This window comes from Limnobaculum xujianqingii (assembly GCF_013394855.1).
In the GTDB taxonomy this organism is placed as follows: Bacteria; Pseudomonadota; Gammaproteobacteria; order Enterobacterales; family Enterobacteriaceae; genus Limnobaculum; species Limnobaculum xujianqingii.
In genome coordinates this window covers 441,222-454,624 of the sequence record NZ_JABMLK010000001.1, presented here as the reverse complement: position 1 = coordinate 454,624, position 13,403 = coordinate 441,222, and the positions used below count along the sequence as shown (strand labels likewise).

The 13,403-nt window shown below is 44.8% G+C and carries 12 protein-coding genes; 3 read left to right on the top strand and 9 right to left on the bottom strand.

All coding sequences use genetic code 11. The features are described 5' to 3' along the window. Positions 1-64: 64 nt before the first annotated feature. The gene (gene tsaB, locus GOL65_RS01760; RefSeq protein WP_179038126.1) at positions 65-766 is read right to left on the bottom strand and encodes a tRNA (adenosine(37)-N6)-threonylcarbamoyltransferase complex dimerization subunit type 1 TsaB; all 702 of its coding nucleotides are present in this window, start codon (positions 764-766) and stop codon (positions 65-67) included. 86 nt (positions 767-852) lie between these two features. Next, on the bottom strand, positions 853-2,772 hold the full coding sequence (locus GOL65_RS01755; protein WP_140918515.1) for an ATP-dependent DNA helicase: 1,920 nt from the start codon (positions 2,770-2,772) through the stop codon (positions 853-855). Between the two features lie 297 nt (positions 2,773-3,069). Between GOL65_RS01755 and GOL65_RS01750 the strand changes: the two genes are divergently transcribed. Next, positions 3,070-3,414 (top strand): RidA family protein, encoded by a 345-nt coding sequence (locus GOL65_RS01750; RefSeq protein ID WP_130591439.1) that lies wholly within the window; start codon positions 3,070-3,072, stop codon positions 3,412-3,414. A 314-nt stretch (positions 3,415-3,728) separates the two neighbouring features. Here the strand turns inward: GOL65_RS01750 and mdtI are convergent, their stop codons facing one another. From mdtI to zwf, 5 genes are all read right to left on the bottom strand, one after another. After that, entirely contained in the window at positions 3,729-4,061 is a 333-nt protein-coding gene (mdtI, locus tag GOL65_RS01745) for a multidrug/spermidine efflux SMR transporter subunit MdtI (RefSeq protein WP_140918514.1), read from the bottom strand. Further along, positions 4,048-4,431, bottom strand: a complete 384-nt coding sequence (gene mdtJ / locus GOL65_RS01740) for a multidrug/spermidine efflux SMR transporter subunit MdtJ (protein WP_140918513.1) — start codon at positions 4,429-4,431, stop codon at positions 4,048-4,050. Before mdtJ ends, mdtI begins: the two co-directional genes overlap by 14 nt. Before the next feature lie 543 nt (positions 4,432-4,974). After that, positions 4,975-5,616 carry a bifunctional 4-hydroxy-2-oxoglutarate aldolase/2-dehydro-3-deoxy-phosphogluconate aldolase gene (locus GOL65_RS01735; protein ID WP_130591442.1) on the bottom strand — a complete coding sequence of 214 codons (642 nt, stop codon included), beginning with the start codon at positions 5,614-5,616 and terminating at the stop codon, positions 4,975-4,977. Between the two features lie 108 nt (positions 5,617-5,724). After that, positions 5,725-6,420 carry a 6-phosphogluconolactonase gene (pgl, locus tag GOL65_RS01730; protein WP_179038125.1) on the bottom strand — a complete coding sequence of 232 codons (696 nt, stop codon included), beginning with the start codon at positions 6,418-6,420 and terminating at the stop codon, positions 5,725-5,727. Positions 6,421-6,493: 73 nt separating this feature from the next. Then, on the bottom strand, positions 6,494-7,969 hold the full coding sequence (zwf, locus tag GOL65_RS01725) for a glucose-6-phosphate dehydrogenase (protein WP_140918511.1): 1,476 nt from the start codon (positions 7,967-7,969) through the stop codon (positions 6,494-6,496). Between the two features lie 346 nt (positions 7,970-8,315). Here zwf and GOL65_RS01720 point away from each other — a divergent pair, with 346 nt between their 5' ends. Together GOL65_RS01720 and pyk are read left to right on the top strand one after the other, a co-directional pair. Continuing rightward, on the top strand, positions 8,316-9,173 hold the full coding sequence (locus GOL65_RS01720) for a MurR/RpiR family transcriptional regulator (protein ID WP_456085570.1): 858 nt from the start codon (positions 8,316-8,318) through the stop codon (positions 9,171-9,173). A gap of 275 nt (positions 9,174-9,448) precedes the next feature. Continuing rightward, the gene (gene pyk, locus GOL65_RS01715) at positions 9,449-10,891 is read left to right on the top strand and encodes a pyruvate kinase (protein ID WP_140918510.1); all 1,443 of its coding nucleotides are present in this window, start codon (positions 9,449-9,451) and stop codon (positions 10,889-10,891) included. Positions 10,892-10,964: 73 nt separating this feature from the next. Here pyk and lpxM read toward each other — a convergent pair whose 3' ends face one another. Both lpxM and mepM read right to left on the bottom strand, forming a co-directional pair. Next, positions 10,965-11,942 carry a lauroyl-Kdo(2)-lipid IV(A) myristoyltransferase gene (gene lpxM, locus GOL65_RS01710; protein ID WP_140918509.1) on the bottom strand — a complete coding sequence of 326 codons (978 nt, stop codon included), beginning with the start codon at positions 11,940-11,942 and terminating at the stop codon, positions 10,965-10,967. Between the two features lie 130 nt (positions 11,943-12,072). Further along, positions 12,073-13,389 (bottom strand): murein DD-endopeptidase MepM, encoded by a 1,317-nt coding sequence (gene mepM, locus GOL65_RS01705; RefSeq protein ID WP_140918508.1) that lies wholly within the window; start codon positions 13,387-13,389, stop codon positions 12,073-12,075. Positions 13,390-13,403 lie beyond the last annotated feature (14 nt).

Sequence of the window (13,403 nt, the reverse complement as noted above, 5' to 3'; positions counted from 1 at the left end):
CTGTAATATCAAAAAATTACATTCTCTGACAAAAATATAGGGGGAAAACGACGGTAGTTTCCGTTTATTCCCGATCCGGTAGTTTTTTCCAGGTTACTTCATTACGTAAATAGACCGGCTCTGCTGATTCTACCGCTTGAGTTTCGCCTTTTTTCCAGCAGGAAACGGCTAAAGGCAACATATCTTCCGCCTGCGGCAACGGCATTTTACCGTTACGAATTATCACATCGGTGCCGTCAGCCATATCAGGATAAGTTTCCCATCCGGTACCGGCGATAGCCCATTCACCATGCGTTGACTTTAACTGTTCTTTGACCTGCTGCGGTGACAGAACCTGCTCAGGGTTAACCAGGCTCCACTCACCCTGTGACGATCGTTGATATTGCCCCCAGTAAACTTCCCCCATTCGGGCATCGATGGCGGTCAGAATTTGTGTCATTCCGGTCATGCGATAAGCACCCTGAGCCATGGTATTCAGGGTTGAAACACCAATCATGGGTAAGTCAGCTCCTAAAGCTAATCCTTGAGCAATACCGATACCAATTCGAACACCGGTAAAACTACCCGGACCACGGCCAAAAGCCAGAGCGTCCATATGGGCCAGAGTTAACCCGGTTTCAGCTAAAATCTGCTGGACCATAGGCAAAATACGTTGGGTATGTTCACGAGGACACAGTTCGTACAAAGCATGAACTTTACCGTCATTCCAGATGGCGACGGAGCACGCTTCTGTGGCTGCATCAAGCGCAAGAATTCGCGTTGACATAGAAAACCTCAGGCGGGATTACAAATAAAAATAATCCGCCAATCATATCATATTGATGATGGTTGTTATTCATTAGGTGAGCAGTTTTATTCAACATCAGACTTTGATCGTTGATGAAGAAACTCAATCGCTTTGGTCAAATCACGGGTTCTGGGAGCCGGTGGCAGGCTGTTAAGGAAAATAGCTCCGTAAGGACGCATCACTAATCGACTATCACAAATGACAATAACGCCACGATCGTCAGTATCACGAATCAGTCGTCCTACCCCTTGTTTCAAGGTAATAACTGCATCCGGAAGCTGAACGTCATTAAAAGGATCACCGCCACGCAGGCGACAGTCTTCAATGCGAGCCTTAAGCAATGGGTCATCCGGTGAGGTAAACGGGAGCTTATCTATTATGACGCAAGAGAGCGCATCACCGCGTACATCCACCCCTTCCCAGAAACTGTTGGTTGCCACCAGTAATGCATTGCCGGAATCAACAAACTGAGAAAGCAGTTTGCCTTTGCTGGTTTCTCCCTGCATTAGTACCGGTAAGGTCATGCTCTCACGGAAGGCCTCCGTTAAGTCACGCATCATTTGATGTGAAGTACATAAAAAGAAACAGCGGCCATCGTTGGCTTCAATAAGCGGTTGCAGCATTGCCGCCAGTTGTTTCGCCCCGCCGTACTGATTTGGCGATGGTAGAAAACGCGGTACACACAGCAATGCCTGCGTTTCATAATCAAACGGACTGGCAAGAATTAAACTTTCTGCCTTTTCCAATCCTAAGCGTTGACTGAAGTGATCGAGAGAATCATTTACAGAAAGCGTTGCTGAAGTAAAAATCCAACTACCCTTCTTTTCGTCCATTAAATCACGGAATTTATCCGATACGGAAAGCGGCGTCAGGGCCAATACAAAATGACGGGCACCGCATTCGTACCAATAGCTATAGCCGGGAATAGTGACATCTTTCAAACGGTCGAGGCGCGCACGATACTGAGTGGCTCTTTCAAAGGCGGCATCCAGTAAGGCCGAGCGGCCGAGCGCCATTTTGATTACGTCATAGCACAAGGTAAGCGCATCATCGACTAACAGCAGCGCTCGCTGAATAGCTGGTTGCTCCAGTACATCCCGCAGATTGCCTCTGAAGCCAGGTTCTCCCAGTGCCAGCCGAAAATCCTGAGTACTTTGAGTTAAACGATCGGCGCTTTTTTGTAACTGTGCCATATCCCGCACTTCAGTGCGGTAAGCGATAATAATATCTTTTGCCAAATCCAGTAGCTGACGACTGGTAACCTGCTGACCAAAATATTGACTGGCAATATCTGGCAATTGATGGGCCTCGTCAAAAATCATGACATCGGCATTCGGGATCAGCTCAGCAAAACCGGTCTCTTTCACCACAATGTCAGCTAAAAACAGGTGATGGTTAACCACCACCAGATCCGCATCCATCGCCCGACGGCGAGCTTTGACCACAAAACACTCTTTATAATATGGGCAGTCGCTACCTAAACAATTGTCATTAGTACTGGTGACCAGAGGCCAGATATAACTATCTTCAGCCACCTGAGTACAGGTGCTGACATCACCATCTACGGTGCTGGATGACCAACGGCGCAAATTCACCAGATCGTTGAGGGTTGAATTCGTCAGTTCTCCACCGGTCATTGACTGCTGTTCCATGCGCTCAAGACACAGATAATTAGAACGCCCTTTCAACAGCGCCAGCTTACCGTTAAATTCCAGTGCGGTAGCTACCGTTGGCAAGTCACGAGCAAACAGTTGGTCTTGCAAGGCTTTTGAGCCGGTTGAGATGATAACCTTACGTTTAGAACGTATTGCCGGCACCAGATAAGCATAGGTTTTTCCCGTGCCGGTACCTGCTTCCACCACCAGTTCCTGTTTTTTCTTGATTGCCTGAGTGATAGCTTTGGCCATTACACGCTGCGGTTCACGCGGCTTAAAACCTTTAATTGCCTGAGCTAATGCACCTTTGGGTGCGAAATCATCTGCCAAGTATGAGTATCCGTTGGGTTAAGCTTGAATGAGTCTGACCGCCAGCATTGAGCAGATACGGTAAAGAAGTTGCTTATTATGCCTGTCCTGACCAGTCACCACCACCCTGTTTGCTCATATAACAAAAAATTGCCAGAAATTCAGTTGATTAATTTTCCCGGCAACGGCTCATCTAATCTGTCTTTGTCATAATGGATATAGGCCAGATCCTACAAGGGAATTGATCCACAAGAGTGGTTATCTTAACCTTAAGCCATTAATATGAAATCACCATGATAATTTCAGGAGCAATACACCATGACAATTAAACGAATTAACCCTGCCAAACGCTGGTCTGATGCTGTGATTTATAACGATACGATTTACTATACCAGCGTACCTGACAATCTGGATGCCGACGTAACCGCTCAAACGGCTAACGTACTGGCAGATATCGATATCATGCTTAGCCAGTTGGGTTCCAGTAAAGAGCGCATTCTGGATGTCACCATCTTTTTAGCCGATCGGGTTGATTTTGCATCAATGAATGCCGCGTGGGACGCCTGGGTTCCGGATGGTAATGCACCAGTACGTTGTACGGTAGAAGCCGCATTAATGAAGCCACAATATAAAGTGGAAATTAAGATTGTTGCTGCTTGTTAGGTATAAGAAATTCTGGGTTTGCCACACAGTTATTCCCCCCCAGACTGATGATAAATCGCGATAGATCAGTTCTGTACCTTAAGATAGCCAATCGTTGGGAGGGACGGGTGTTGGGGTCGACTTGGCGTAAGCCAACGAAGCGCCCCTAACCCGGCCAGGCCCAACGCACTCCAACGTTAAGTACTGATGGTCTTCCGGTCGAGCGCAATGCCAATATAAACATTTTAGATTTTACGACCGGAATATTCATTGATGTCAATTTATCTGATCTATTTAAACACCACAGTGAATGATGACTATTTTTAATTTCAACATCAAACCGCTAACTTAAGAATAACCATCCCAAGCAGCAGTAACAGTAATCCAACCCAGCCTCTGGCATTTAGCTTCTGGCCAAACAGAATCCAACCGGCAGCAATCGTTGCTGCAATCCCAAAACCGCCCCATAACGCATAGGCTATGGATAAATCCATTCCCTTGACTGCCTGAGCCAGCGAGCTAAAAGCGCCTAAAACACAGACTAATGAGAGTATCCCTAACCAAAAACGCTTAAAACCGTTTGAGAGTTTCAGAAATATATTAGCGATAATTTCCAGTACAATCGCCAGACCCAAAAATGCAATATGGTAAAACTCAAGCTGTTGCATGATGTTTCTCCACTATTTTGGGCTGTGATTTCCCTGTCGGTTTGTTTGGTTTCTGTGTACCTGACTTAATCAATATGATACCCAGCAGAAGTACTGCCAGACCAACCGCTTTAACTACCGAAATCTCTTCCCCGAACAACAACACGCTGAATGCCGTTATCAATAAAACCCCAACCCCTTCCCATAGCGCATAGGCCACGCCTAATGCAACACGTTTAATCGAAAGCGACAATAAAAGATAAGAGATGGTAATCATCATATACATAATAATATGCCCATAAATACTTCCCGTTTCGCTGGCATATTTCATCGATAGAGTACCAATAACTTCAGTAATAATAGCCATTAATAAAAGCAGCCAATAAATCATTTTTCTTCTCCAGATTATTTTTATTTAATAATCCCGACCGCTAAATATTTTGATGCCAAAAATAACATTTACCGATAGCAAATATTATTCATCGCAAAAATAGGTTAGCGACACCAGGAATTAATGTATTGATATGCCAAACAGGCGAGGAGAAGGCGCTAAAGTGCAGAGCTCCAGTTAAGTTCACTGGCTAAGATAGCTGAAATAAAGAAGACGAAAGTTGATGTTTGTAGCACAGAACGTTGAGTGTTCATCATGAAATTTGGTTGTCAGTCGTGTAATAAAACCACGATTTGCACTTACCCCTCCAGAATAGTTTATTTACAGCTCTATTTTTACCACAGGGAAATAATAAAAGTAAACACACAAAAGATAATATATTTTTAAATTTAACCACCTTTAGTGATTGCATCAAATAAATTATACCTGCACCAGATTAATCGCTATGCATTAATATTCATTTAATATAATTAAATTTCAGCTATAAAAAATCCCGCCAATAGTTAAACCGACGGGATTGATATAACAAAACAGCAGAGATAATTAACCTTTAGCGTGCGCTACCGCTTCACGAGCCAGTTCAGTAATACGGTTGAAATCACCCTTCGCAATCGCATCTGCCGGTACTAACCATGAACCACCTACGCACAGCACACTTGGCAATGCCAGATAGTCACGACAGTTGTTCAGGGTTATGCCACCGGTAGGACAAAAGCGAACGGAAGAGATCGCACTACAAATCGCCTGAAGCGCTTTTACACCACCGTTAGCTTCTGCCGGGAAGAATTTAAACTCACGTAAACCGTAATCCATACCCAGCATCAATTCAGAAACGCTACTGATTCCCGGAATTAAAGGCATATTGCCCTCAACTGCTGCTTGTAACAGAGGCTCGGTCAAACCCGGGCTGATAGCGAATTGACCGCCAGCGGCAGCAACTTCAGCCAGTTGCTGAGGATTCAACACCGTACCCGCGCCAATAATAGCTTCTGGCACTTCTTTGGCGATAGCGCGAATAGCATCCATTGCACAAGGAGTACGCAAAGTTACCTCCAGTACACGAACACCACCGGCGACTAATGCCTTAGCCAGAGGAACAGCATCTTTCAGTTCCTTAATAACAATAACAGGAACCACCGGTCCATCAGACAGGATACTTTCAGCGCTTACTTTCCAGTTTTTCATCTCAACAGATCTCCATGTGGCTAATCAAATACCTGATCCAGTCAGGCTCGTCGCAGCCGTTAACATAAACGTGCAACTGACTCGCCACACGCAGGATTATTTAAATCGTTATGCAGACCAGAACACATCTACTGGCGTATGGGTTTGGTGTATTACCGCACGGACAGGCATTTCATTTACGTCATCCCCTTCCTGTGCCTGATGGTAAACAGCACGCTTATTCTCTCCTACCAGATGCAGGAAAATATGGCGGCTGTTTAGTAGCGCAGGTAGCGTCAGCGTTAATCGGTCTAATGGTGCTGTTAATGGCGTCATGCCCATACACAGATGTTTAGACTTCATATCCAGAGCCGGAAATAAATTCTCAGCACCAGGAAACAATGATGCCGTATGCCCATCATCACCCATACCCAAAATCACAACATCAAAAGGCTTAGCTATCTCTTTCAGTGATTTTTCAATCCCTGACGCGCCCTCAAATGGTGTAAGACTCTCATTCTTTAATGAGACAAAATGTGCCGTAGCTGCATGTTCCTGCAATAAGTTTTCACGTGCCAACTTTTCATTGCTGGAATCATTATTACTGTCCACCCAACGTTCATCAGCCAAAGTAATGGTGACCTTTTCCCAGGCCAACGGCTGCTGACTGAGCAATTTAAATAAACCTAACGGGGTTTTACCGCCGGAGACTACAAGACTCGCTTTTCCCTTGGTATCAATTCCTTTTTGCAACTCAGAGACCACCTGTTGCGCTAAGCGGCGATTTAAATCATCCGTTGTTGGGAAGTTAGTTAAGTTTGCCATGGTAGTTACCTTCATTAACAATCGTTATAGCCATCCTATTCTAATCTGACGGGATGGTATCGTTTTGTCTTATTTATTCAAATTCGCTCCATGAGCGGCCATCACGGGTGATCATAGCAACAGATGCTACTGGTCCCCAGGTACCTGCCTGATACGGCTTTGGTGGTTCATTATCTGCAGCCCAGGCTTCCATAATAGAATCCACCCATTTCCACGCCTCTTCTACCTCATCACGGCGAACAAACAGAGCCTGAATACCGCGCATAGTTTCCAGCAATAAACGTTCATAGGCATCAGCTACGTGCTGTTCGTGGAAGGTATCTGAGAAGCTCAGATCAAGCTTAGTGGTTTGCAGACGGTGTTTATGGTCCAGACCTGGTACTTTATTCAGGATCTGTACATCAACCCCTTCGTCAGGTTGAAGACGAATGGTTAAAGTATTTGGTGGCAATGTTTGGTAAGAATCCCGGAACAGATTAATTGGCAGATTCTTGAAATAGATAACCACTTCTGAACATTTGGACGGCAAACGTTTACCGGTTCTCAGGTAGAACGGCACGCCAGCCCAGCGCCAGTTATCAATATCCACTCGCAGAGAGACAAAGGTTTCGGTATTACTGCGCTTGTTAGCGCCTTCTTCATCCAGATAGCCCGGAACTTTTTGTCCCTGAACAAACCCGGCGGTATATTGGCCTCTGACCGTTGCTTCACGAATATTGGTATGATTGATACGACGCAGAGAACGCAACACTTTAACCTTTTCGTCACGAATACGGTCAGCGCTTAAATCCACCGGAGGAGACATCGCAATCATGGTCAGAATCTGTAACAGGTGATTCTGCACCATATCACGCATCTGCCCGGCTTTATCAAAGTAGCCCCAGCGACCCTCAATACCGACCTCTTCAGAAACAGTAATCTGAACGTGATCAATGGCAGTATTATCCCACTTCGCGGAGAACAGGGAGTTAGCAAAACGCAGTGCTAGCAGGTTCAGAACTGTCTCTTTACCTAAATAGTGGTCAATGCGGTAAACCTGAGATTCATCAAAATACTCAGCCACCTGATTATTAATTTCTTGAGAAGATTTTAAATCGGTACCCAGCGGTTTTTCCATCACAACGCGGCTGGGGAATTTATTTAATCCTGCTTCACCTAAACCGCGGCAAATTGCACCAAATGTATTGGGTGGCATAGCAAAATAGTTGATGGTAACTCTGCTGGTTTGATCGAGCATCTGGCCCAGTTGGTTATATCCAGGAATATCATTAACATCCAGATTGCAGAAGTCTAAACGTGCGCTTAATCGTTTCCAAACCTCTGGATCGATCTCTTCTTTCATGAAGGTGGTCAGCGCTTTTTCGATAACGTCAGTATAGGCAGCCTTATCCCACTCAGCGCGACCAACGCCTAAAATTCGAGTATCCGGATGAATATGACAGGCTTTTTCCAGTTGATAAAGTGACGGTAATAGCTTGCGGCGAGCCAGGTCACCTTTAGCGCCAAAAATGACTAAATCACAGGCTTGAGCTATCGAATCATCTACCATAACTATCTCCTCAGTTAAGCCGTAAAAATGTAGGTGTACGACTTAAAAAATCTTGTAATTTTATTACATAAGTAATGTACCTCTTTATCTGACTGGCGTAAATAGGCGGATAAAAAAGTAAAAACCTGTTGTAAACCCTTGTGAAGCTAAGAGATAACCCATTAAATATAAAAAATATTTAGTTATCCACTTACTCTTTTCGTGCTGTTAAAACGTTAAAATCAGATGTGAGTCAAACTTTCTGAAAAAAAATTACAAAACGATGCTTTATTACTGCACGATCTGATATCACGTAGTATATTTCCACAAATCAAAGATTGATTTCTCCTTTGAATGTAATAGGCAAATGCAGCGGGATATAAATATGCTGGAAAGAATTCACCAATTTCGAGATTCATTAAGCAAATCAGAGCAAAAAGTTGCTGATGCTATTTTAGCTGCGCCACAAACTGCCATTCATTCCAGCATTGCTACCTTAGCTAAAATTGCCAACGTTAGCGAGCCAACCGTCAACCGTTTTTGCCGCAGGCTGAATACTAAAGGCTTCCCCGATTTTAAACTGGCACTGGCGCAAAGTCTGGCTAATGGAACGCCTTATGTAAATCGCAATGTAGATGAAAATGACACCACAGATGCCTTTACCTATAAAATTTTTGAATCTGCCGTTGCCAGTCTGAATATGGCGAAGAGCAGTCTTGACATTATAGCTATTAATCGGGCAGTTAACTTACTGACTCAAGCGAAAAAAATATCATTTTTTGGCTATGGTGCCTCCTCAGTTGTCGCGCACGATGCCATGAATAAATTTTTCAGATTCAACGTTCCGGTGATCTATTTTGATGACATCGTCATGCAGCGAATGAGCTGTATGAATTCCAATCAGGGCGATGTGGTAGTGTTAATTTCCCACAGCGGCAGAACCAAGAGTCTGGTCGAGCTGGCAGATATTGCCAGCCAAAACGGTGCTACTGTCATTGCCATTACTTCTCAAGGTACACCGCTGGCAAATGCTGCCACCCTTTCCATTTTGCTTGATGTTCCGGAAGATACCGACATTTATATGCCAATGGTTTCTCGTCTTGCTCAATTAACCATAATTGACGTATTGGCAACCGGATTCACTCTGCGCAGCAGTCTTGCCAGAGATAATCTGAAACGGGTTAAAGATGCGTTAAAACAATCTCGCTTTGATAAAGACCGTTAATCTTTATTTCATCCACCGTTTTAATAAAATAAAGAAACAGCTAATTCTCTGAATCTGATAATTTGATATTAAGCAAACGATTAGCTTAGTGTGATATGAAACGTGACAGCTCTTATTTGAGAAGCTAGCTGGATAGTGGTATAAAACCCCTCAGAAATTAAGACAACTGAAATTTTTAGAGTCAGGCAGATTCAATATGCCTGACTTTTGTTAGTACTAATGCTTTAAAAACACACTGATTAGGTCAAAACTTATCATGTTGAATGGAGTGATACATGTCCAGAAGGCTTAGAAGAACCAAAATTGTTACCACGTTAGGCCCTGCAACTGACCGTGACAATAACTTAGAAAAAATAATTGCCGCAGGTGCCAACGTAGTCCGCTTAAACTTCTCCCACGGAACCCCAGAAGATCACCAACTCCGCGCCAATAAAGTCCGAGAAATCTCAGCAAAATTAGGTAAACATGTCGCCATTTTAGGTGATTTGCAGGGGCCTAAAATCCGTGTATCTACCTTTAAAGAAGGTAAAGTATTTCTGAATGTAGGCGATAAATTTCTATTAGATGCCAACCTTTCTGTTGGTGATGGTGATAAAGAAAAAGTCGGTATCGACTATAAAGGCCTGCCTGCTGATGTTGTTCCTGGCGATATCCTGTTACTGGATGATGGTCGTGTACAGCTAAAAGTTCTCGAAGTTCAGGGAATGAAAGTATTTACCGAAGTCACTGTGGGTGGTCCGCTATCAAACAATAAAGGGATTAACAAACTGGGTGGAGGCCTCTCTGCCGATGCGTTAACCGAAAAAGATAAAGCAGACATCATCACCGCAGCAAAAATCAATGTAGATTATTTAGCCGTCTCTTTCCCTCGTACTGGCGAAGATTTGAATTATGCTCGCCGCCTGGCTCGCGATGCTGGCTGTAACGCTAAAATCGTTGCTAAAGTTGAACGTGCAGAGGCAGTTGCAACAGACGAAGCTATCGACGATATCATTCTGGCATCAGATTCTATCATGGTAGCCCGTGGCGATCTGGGAGTTGAAATTGGCGATCCGGAGTTGGTAGCGGTACAGAAAAAGCTGATCTTACGTGCCCGTCAACTAAACCGTACGGTTATCACTGCGACCCAAATGATGGAGTCAATGATTACCAACCCTATGCCAACCCGTGCTGAAGTCATGGACGTTGCCAACGCCGTACTGGATGGCACCGATGCCGTGATGCTTTCAGCAGAAACTGCTGCTGGTCAATACCCTGCGGAAACTGTCGCAGCCATGGCGCGTGTTTGCGTTGGCGCAGAAAAAATGCCTCGTCTGAACATATCCAAGCACCGTATGGACGTTGAGTTTGATAATGTTGAAGACACTATTGCGTTATCTACTATGTATGCAGCTAACCACCTGAAAGGCATTAGCGCCATTATCGCCATGACTGAATCGGGTCGTACTGCATTGATGATGTCTCGTATCAGCTCAGGCCTGCCGATTTTCGCTATGTCCCGTCATGAACAAACGCTGAATCTGTGCGCCCTTTATCGTGGCGTAACGCCGGTCATGTTCACCGGTGACTGTGATGGTCTGGCTGCGGCAATGGCTGCAACTAATCAGCTGCGCGATCGCGGTTTCCTGATGTCTGGCGATCTGGTTATCATTACTCAAGGTGACGTAATGGCACTGGTTGGTAGTACTAATACCTGTCGTATTCTGCGTATTGAGTGATTGAGTTTTAATATGTAAAAAGGGCCCGAATGGGCCCTTTTTATTAGCGATATGAGTTAGCGATAAATAGAAATTACTTATCCTTTGGCCACAGATCCTGGCGTTTGTAAGGCTCTGTATCACCCTCTTTTCTGGTTTTCAAAAATTTAAGCACCCAAACATACTGCTCTGGATTAGGACGAACCAGTTTCTCGACTTCTTCATTCATTCTGCGAGCAATAGTATGTTGGTCTGCGTCGGCAATATCGCTCATTTCCGGATTAATGTAGATATCTAAAATACCCTCATCAGAACGGTAAACCGGGAATAGCGGTACAATCGCGGCATGACATACTTTCATTAACCGGCCAACCGCAGGCAACGTAGCTTTATAAGTAGCAAAGAAATCAACAAATTCACTGTGCTCAGCTCCGTGGTCCTGATCCGGCAGATAATATCCCCAGTAGCCCTGACGCACTGAACTGATAAACGGTTTAATACCATCCTGACGGGCATGCATACGACCACCAAAACGGCGACGTACGGTATTCCACATCCAGTCAACCAGTTCATTTTTCTGATTATGGAACATGGCGGCCATTGGCTGACCACGCGCTGCCATCATCATTGCCGGAATATCTACGCTCCAACCATGTGGCACCATAAAAATCACATTACGTCCGGAAGCACGAATAGCATCCAGCTGCTCATCACCATGCCAACGCACGCGCTTCATCAGAAACTCCGGGCTGCGTACGCTCTGCTCCACCATCAACATGGTGGAATGAACGGCGGTAACAAACATCTGCTCAATGATTTCTTCGCGCTGCTGTTCGCTTAACTCAGGAAAGCAATAATATAAATTGATTCGGGCACGGCGTCGGGCACGGCCCACAAACCGTCCGGCAAATTTAGCCAGTGAGCCTAACATTGGATTTCTAATTTTTACTGGCACATAGGCCAATAAAAGCATGACGCCAACTCCCAGCCAGACTCCCCAATATTTAGGTAGAAAGAAGGACTTCTTAAATAAGGGAATAAACTCAATATTTGAACGCTGTTGTTTTTGCATGCCAAAACTCATTAGATAGATGAACAATCCTGCAGTTGATAATAGCCTGCTCACCTGATGAATAGAAATAATTAAACAGTGTTTGAAAAACAAAACGCTGCCAACTTATTAGCAGCGTTCTATTTTATTCTCAGAGATGAAGTTGTGGAATAACTTCTTTAACCTGGGCAAGGTATTCTGAACGATCCTTACCGATCAGTGAATCCGAACGTGGGAGCGTTGCGGTTAATGGATTTACTGCCAGCTCGTTAACCCACAGTTCATAATGCAGATGAGGCCCGGTGGAACGGCCAGTATTACCGGATAATGCAATGCGATCGCCCCGCTTAACTTTCTGACCCGGTTTCACCAGAATTTTATTCAAGTGCATATAGCGTGTGCTGTACTGGCGACCATGGCGAATCGCCACATAGTTACCTGCCGCACCACTAAATTTGGCCACGACCACTTCACCATCACCAACCGCCAGAACGGGAGAACCGATCGGCATGGAGAAATCGACCCCTTTATGCGGAGCTACACGCCGGGTAATGGGATGCAGACGACGAGGGTTAAACGCTGATGTCACTTTATATTGCTTCGGTGTTGGGTAACGCAGGAAACCTTTGGCTAAACCGGAACCTTCACGATCGTAGAATTTACCGTCGCTGGAACGAATAGCGTAATAATCTTTACCGGAACTTTGCATTCTTACGCCAATCAGTTGGCTTTGCTCATTTTTGCCATCCAATACTTCTCTGGAAAGCAATACCGAGAAACGATCGCCATTGCGTAACTTACGGAAATCCAGTTGCCATTGAAGCGCTTTAGTGACGGCTCGAATTTCTGAATTAGTTAACCCTGCGGCTCTGGCGCTGACCAGAAAGCTTCCATCCATTTTTCCGGTTACGACCGCATTCTTCCATTCGCCTTTTAAAGTATTGATTGTCTCTTTAAAGCCGTTCTCTGCGCGATCATATACTCGCGTTTCACGACGAGAAACCACCCAGGTCAAAGATTGCAGATTACCCTCATCATCCAGCACCCAATTCAGTTGCTGACCAATTTTCAGGTTAGCTAACGCACTGTTCTTATTTGCCAGTAAATAGATGTCAGAAGCATCCATACCAAACTGGGTCAGAATACTGCCGAGGGTATCACCGTTAGAAACAACGTATTCATTCGGCGTTGATGCATCGCCCGTTGTTTCATCCAACTCATCCTTCGGAATTTCATCGTCAGGTGTTGGCTGATCCATCGGTTCAGCGTCATCAGCATCGGTTGAAACGCTGCCATCGGTTGCGGTGGTTGTAGGTAATGGAAGCGGCGACTCCGTTATCGGTTTATATACTGCCGCCTGCCAAACCAACATACTCCAGGTGAGAAACAGAAGAGCCCCAAAGGTAAACTTATGAGGCCGGGGTAAATTATTATAAAACAGCGCAATGGTTCTAACTACTTGGAGCACTACTCGAATTCCTC

Excerpts from the sequence above, each read along its gene's own strand:
- tsaB (WP_179038126.1), bottom strand. The coding sequence starts at position 766 with ATGTCAACGCGAATTCTTGCGCTTGATGCAGCCACAGAAGCGTGCTCC.
- GOL65_RS01750 (WP_130591439.1), top strand. The coding sequence starts at position 3,070 with ATGACAATTAAACGAATTAACCCTGCCAAACGCTGGTCTGATGCTGTG.
- mdtI (WP_140918514.1), bottom strand. The coding sequence starts at position 4,061 with ATGCAACAGCTTGAGTTTTACCATATTGCATTTTTGGGTCTGGCGATT.
- mdtJ (WP_140918513.1), bottom strand. The coding sequence starts at position 4,431 with ATGATTTATTGGCTGCTTTTATTAATGGCTATTATTACTGAAGTTATT.
- GOL65_RS01735 (WP_130591442.1), bottom strand. The coding sequence starts at position 5,616 with ATGAAAAACTGGAAAGTAAGCGCTGAAAGTATCCTGTCTGATGGACCG.
- pgl (WP_179038125.1), bottom strand. The coding sequence starts at position 6,420 with ATGGCAAACTTAACTAACTTCCCAACAACGGATGATTTAAATCGCCGC.
- zwf (WP_140918511.1), bottom strand. The coding sequence starts at position 7,969 with ATGGTAGATGATTCGATAGCTCAAGCCTGTGATTTAGTCATTTTTGGC.
- GOL65_RS01720 (WP_456085570.1), top strand. The coding sequence starts at position 8,316 with ATGCAGCGGGATATAAATATGCTGGAAAGAATTCACCAATTTCGAGAT.
- pyk (WP_140918510.1), top strand. The coding sequence starts at position 9,449 with ATGTCCAGAAGGCTTAGAAGAACCAAAATTGTTACCACGTTAGGCCCT.
- lpxM (WP_140918509.1), bottom strand. The coding sequence starts at position 11,942 with ATGCAAAAACAACAGCGTTCAAATATTGAGTTTATTCCCTTATTTAAG.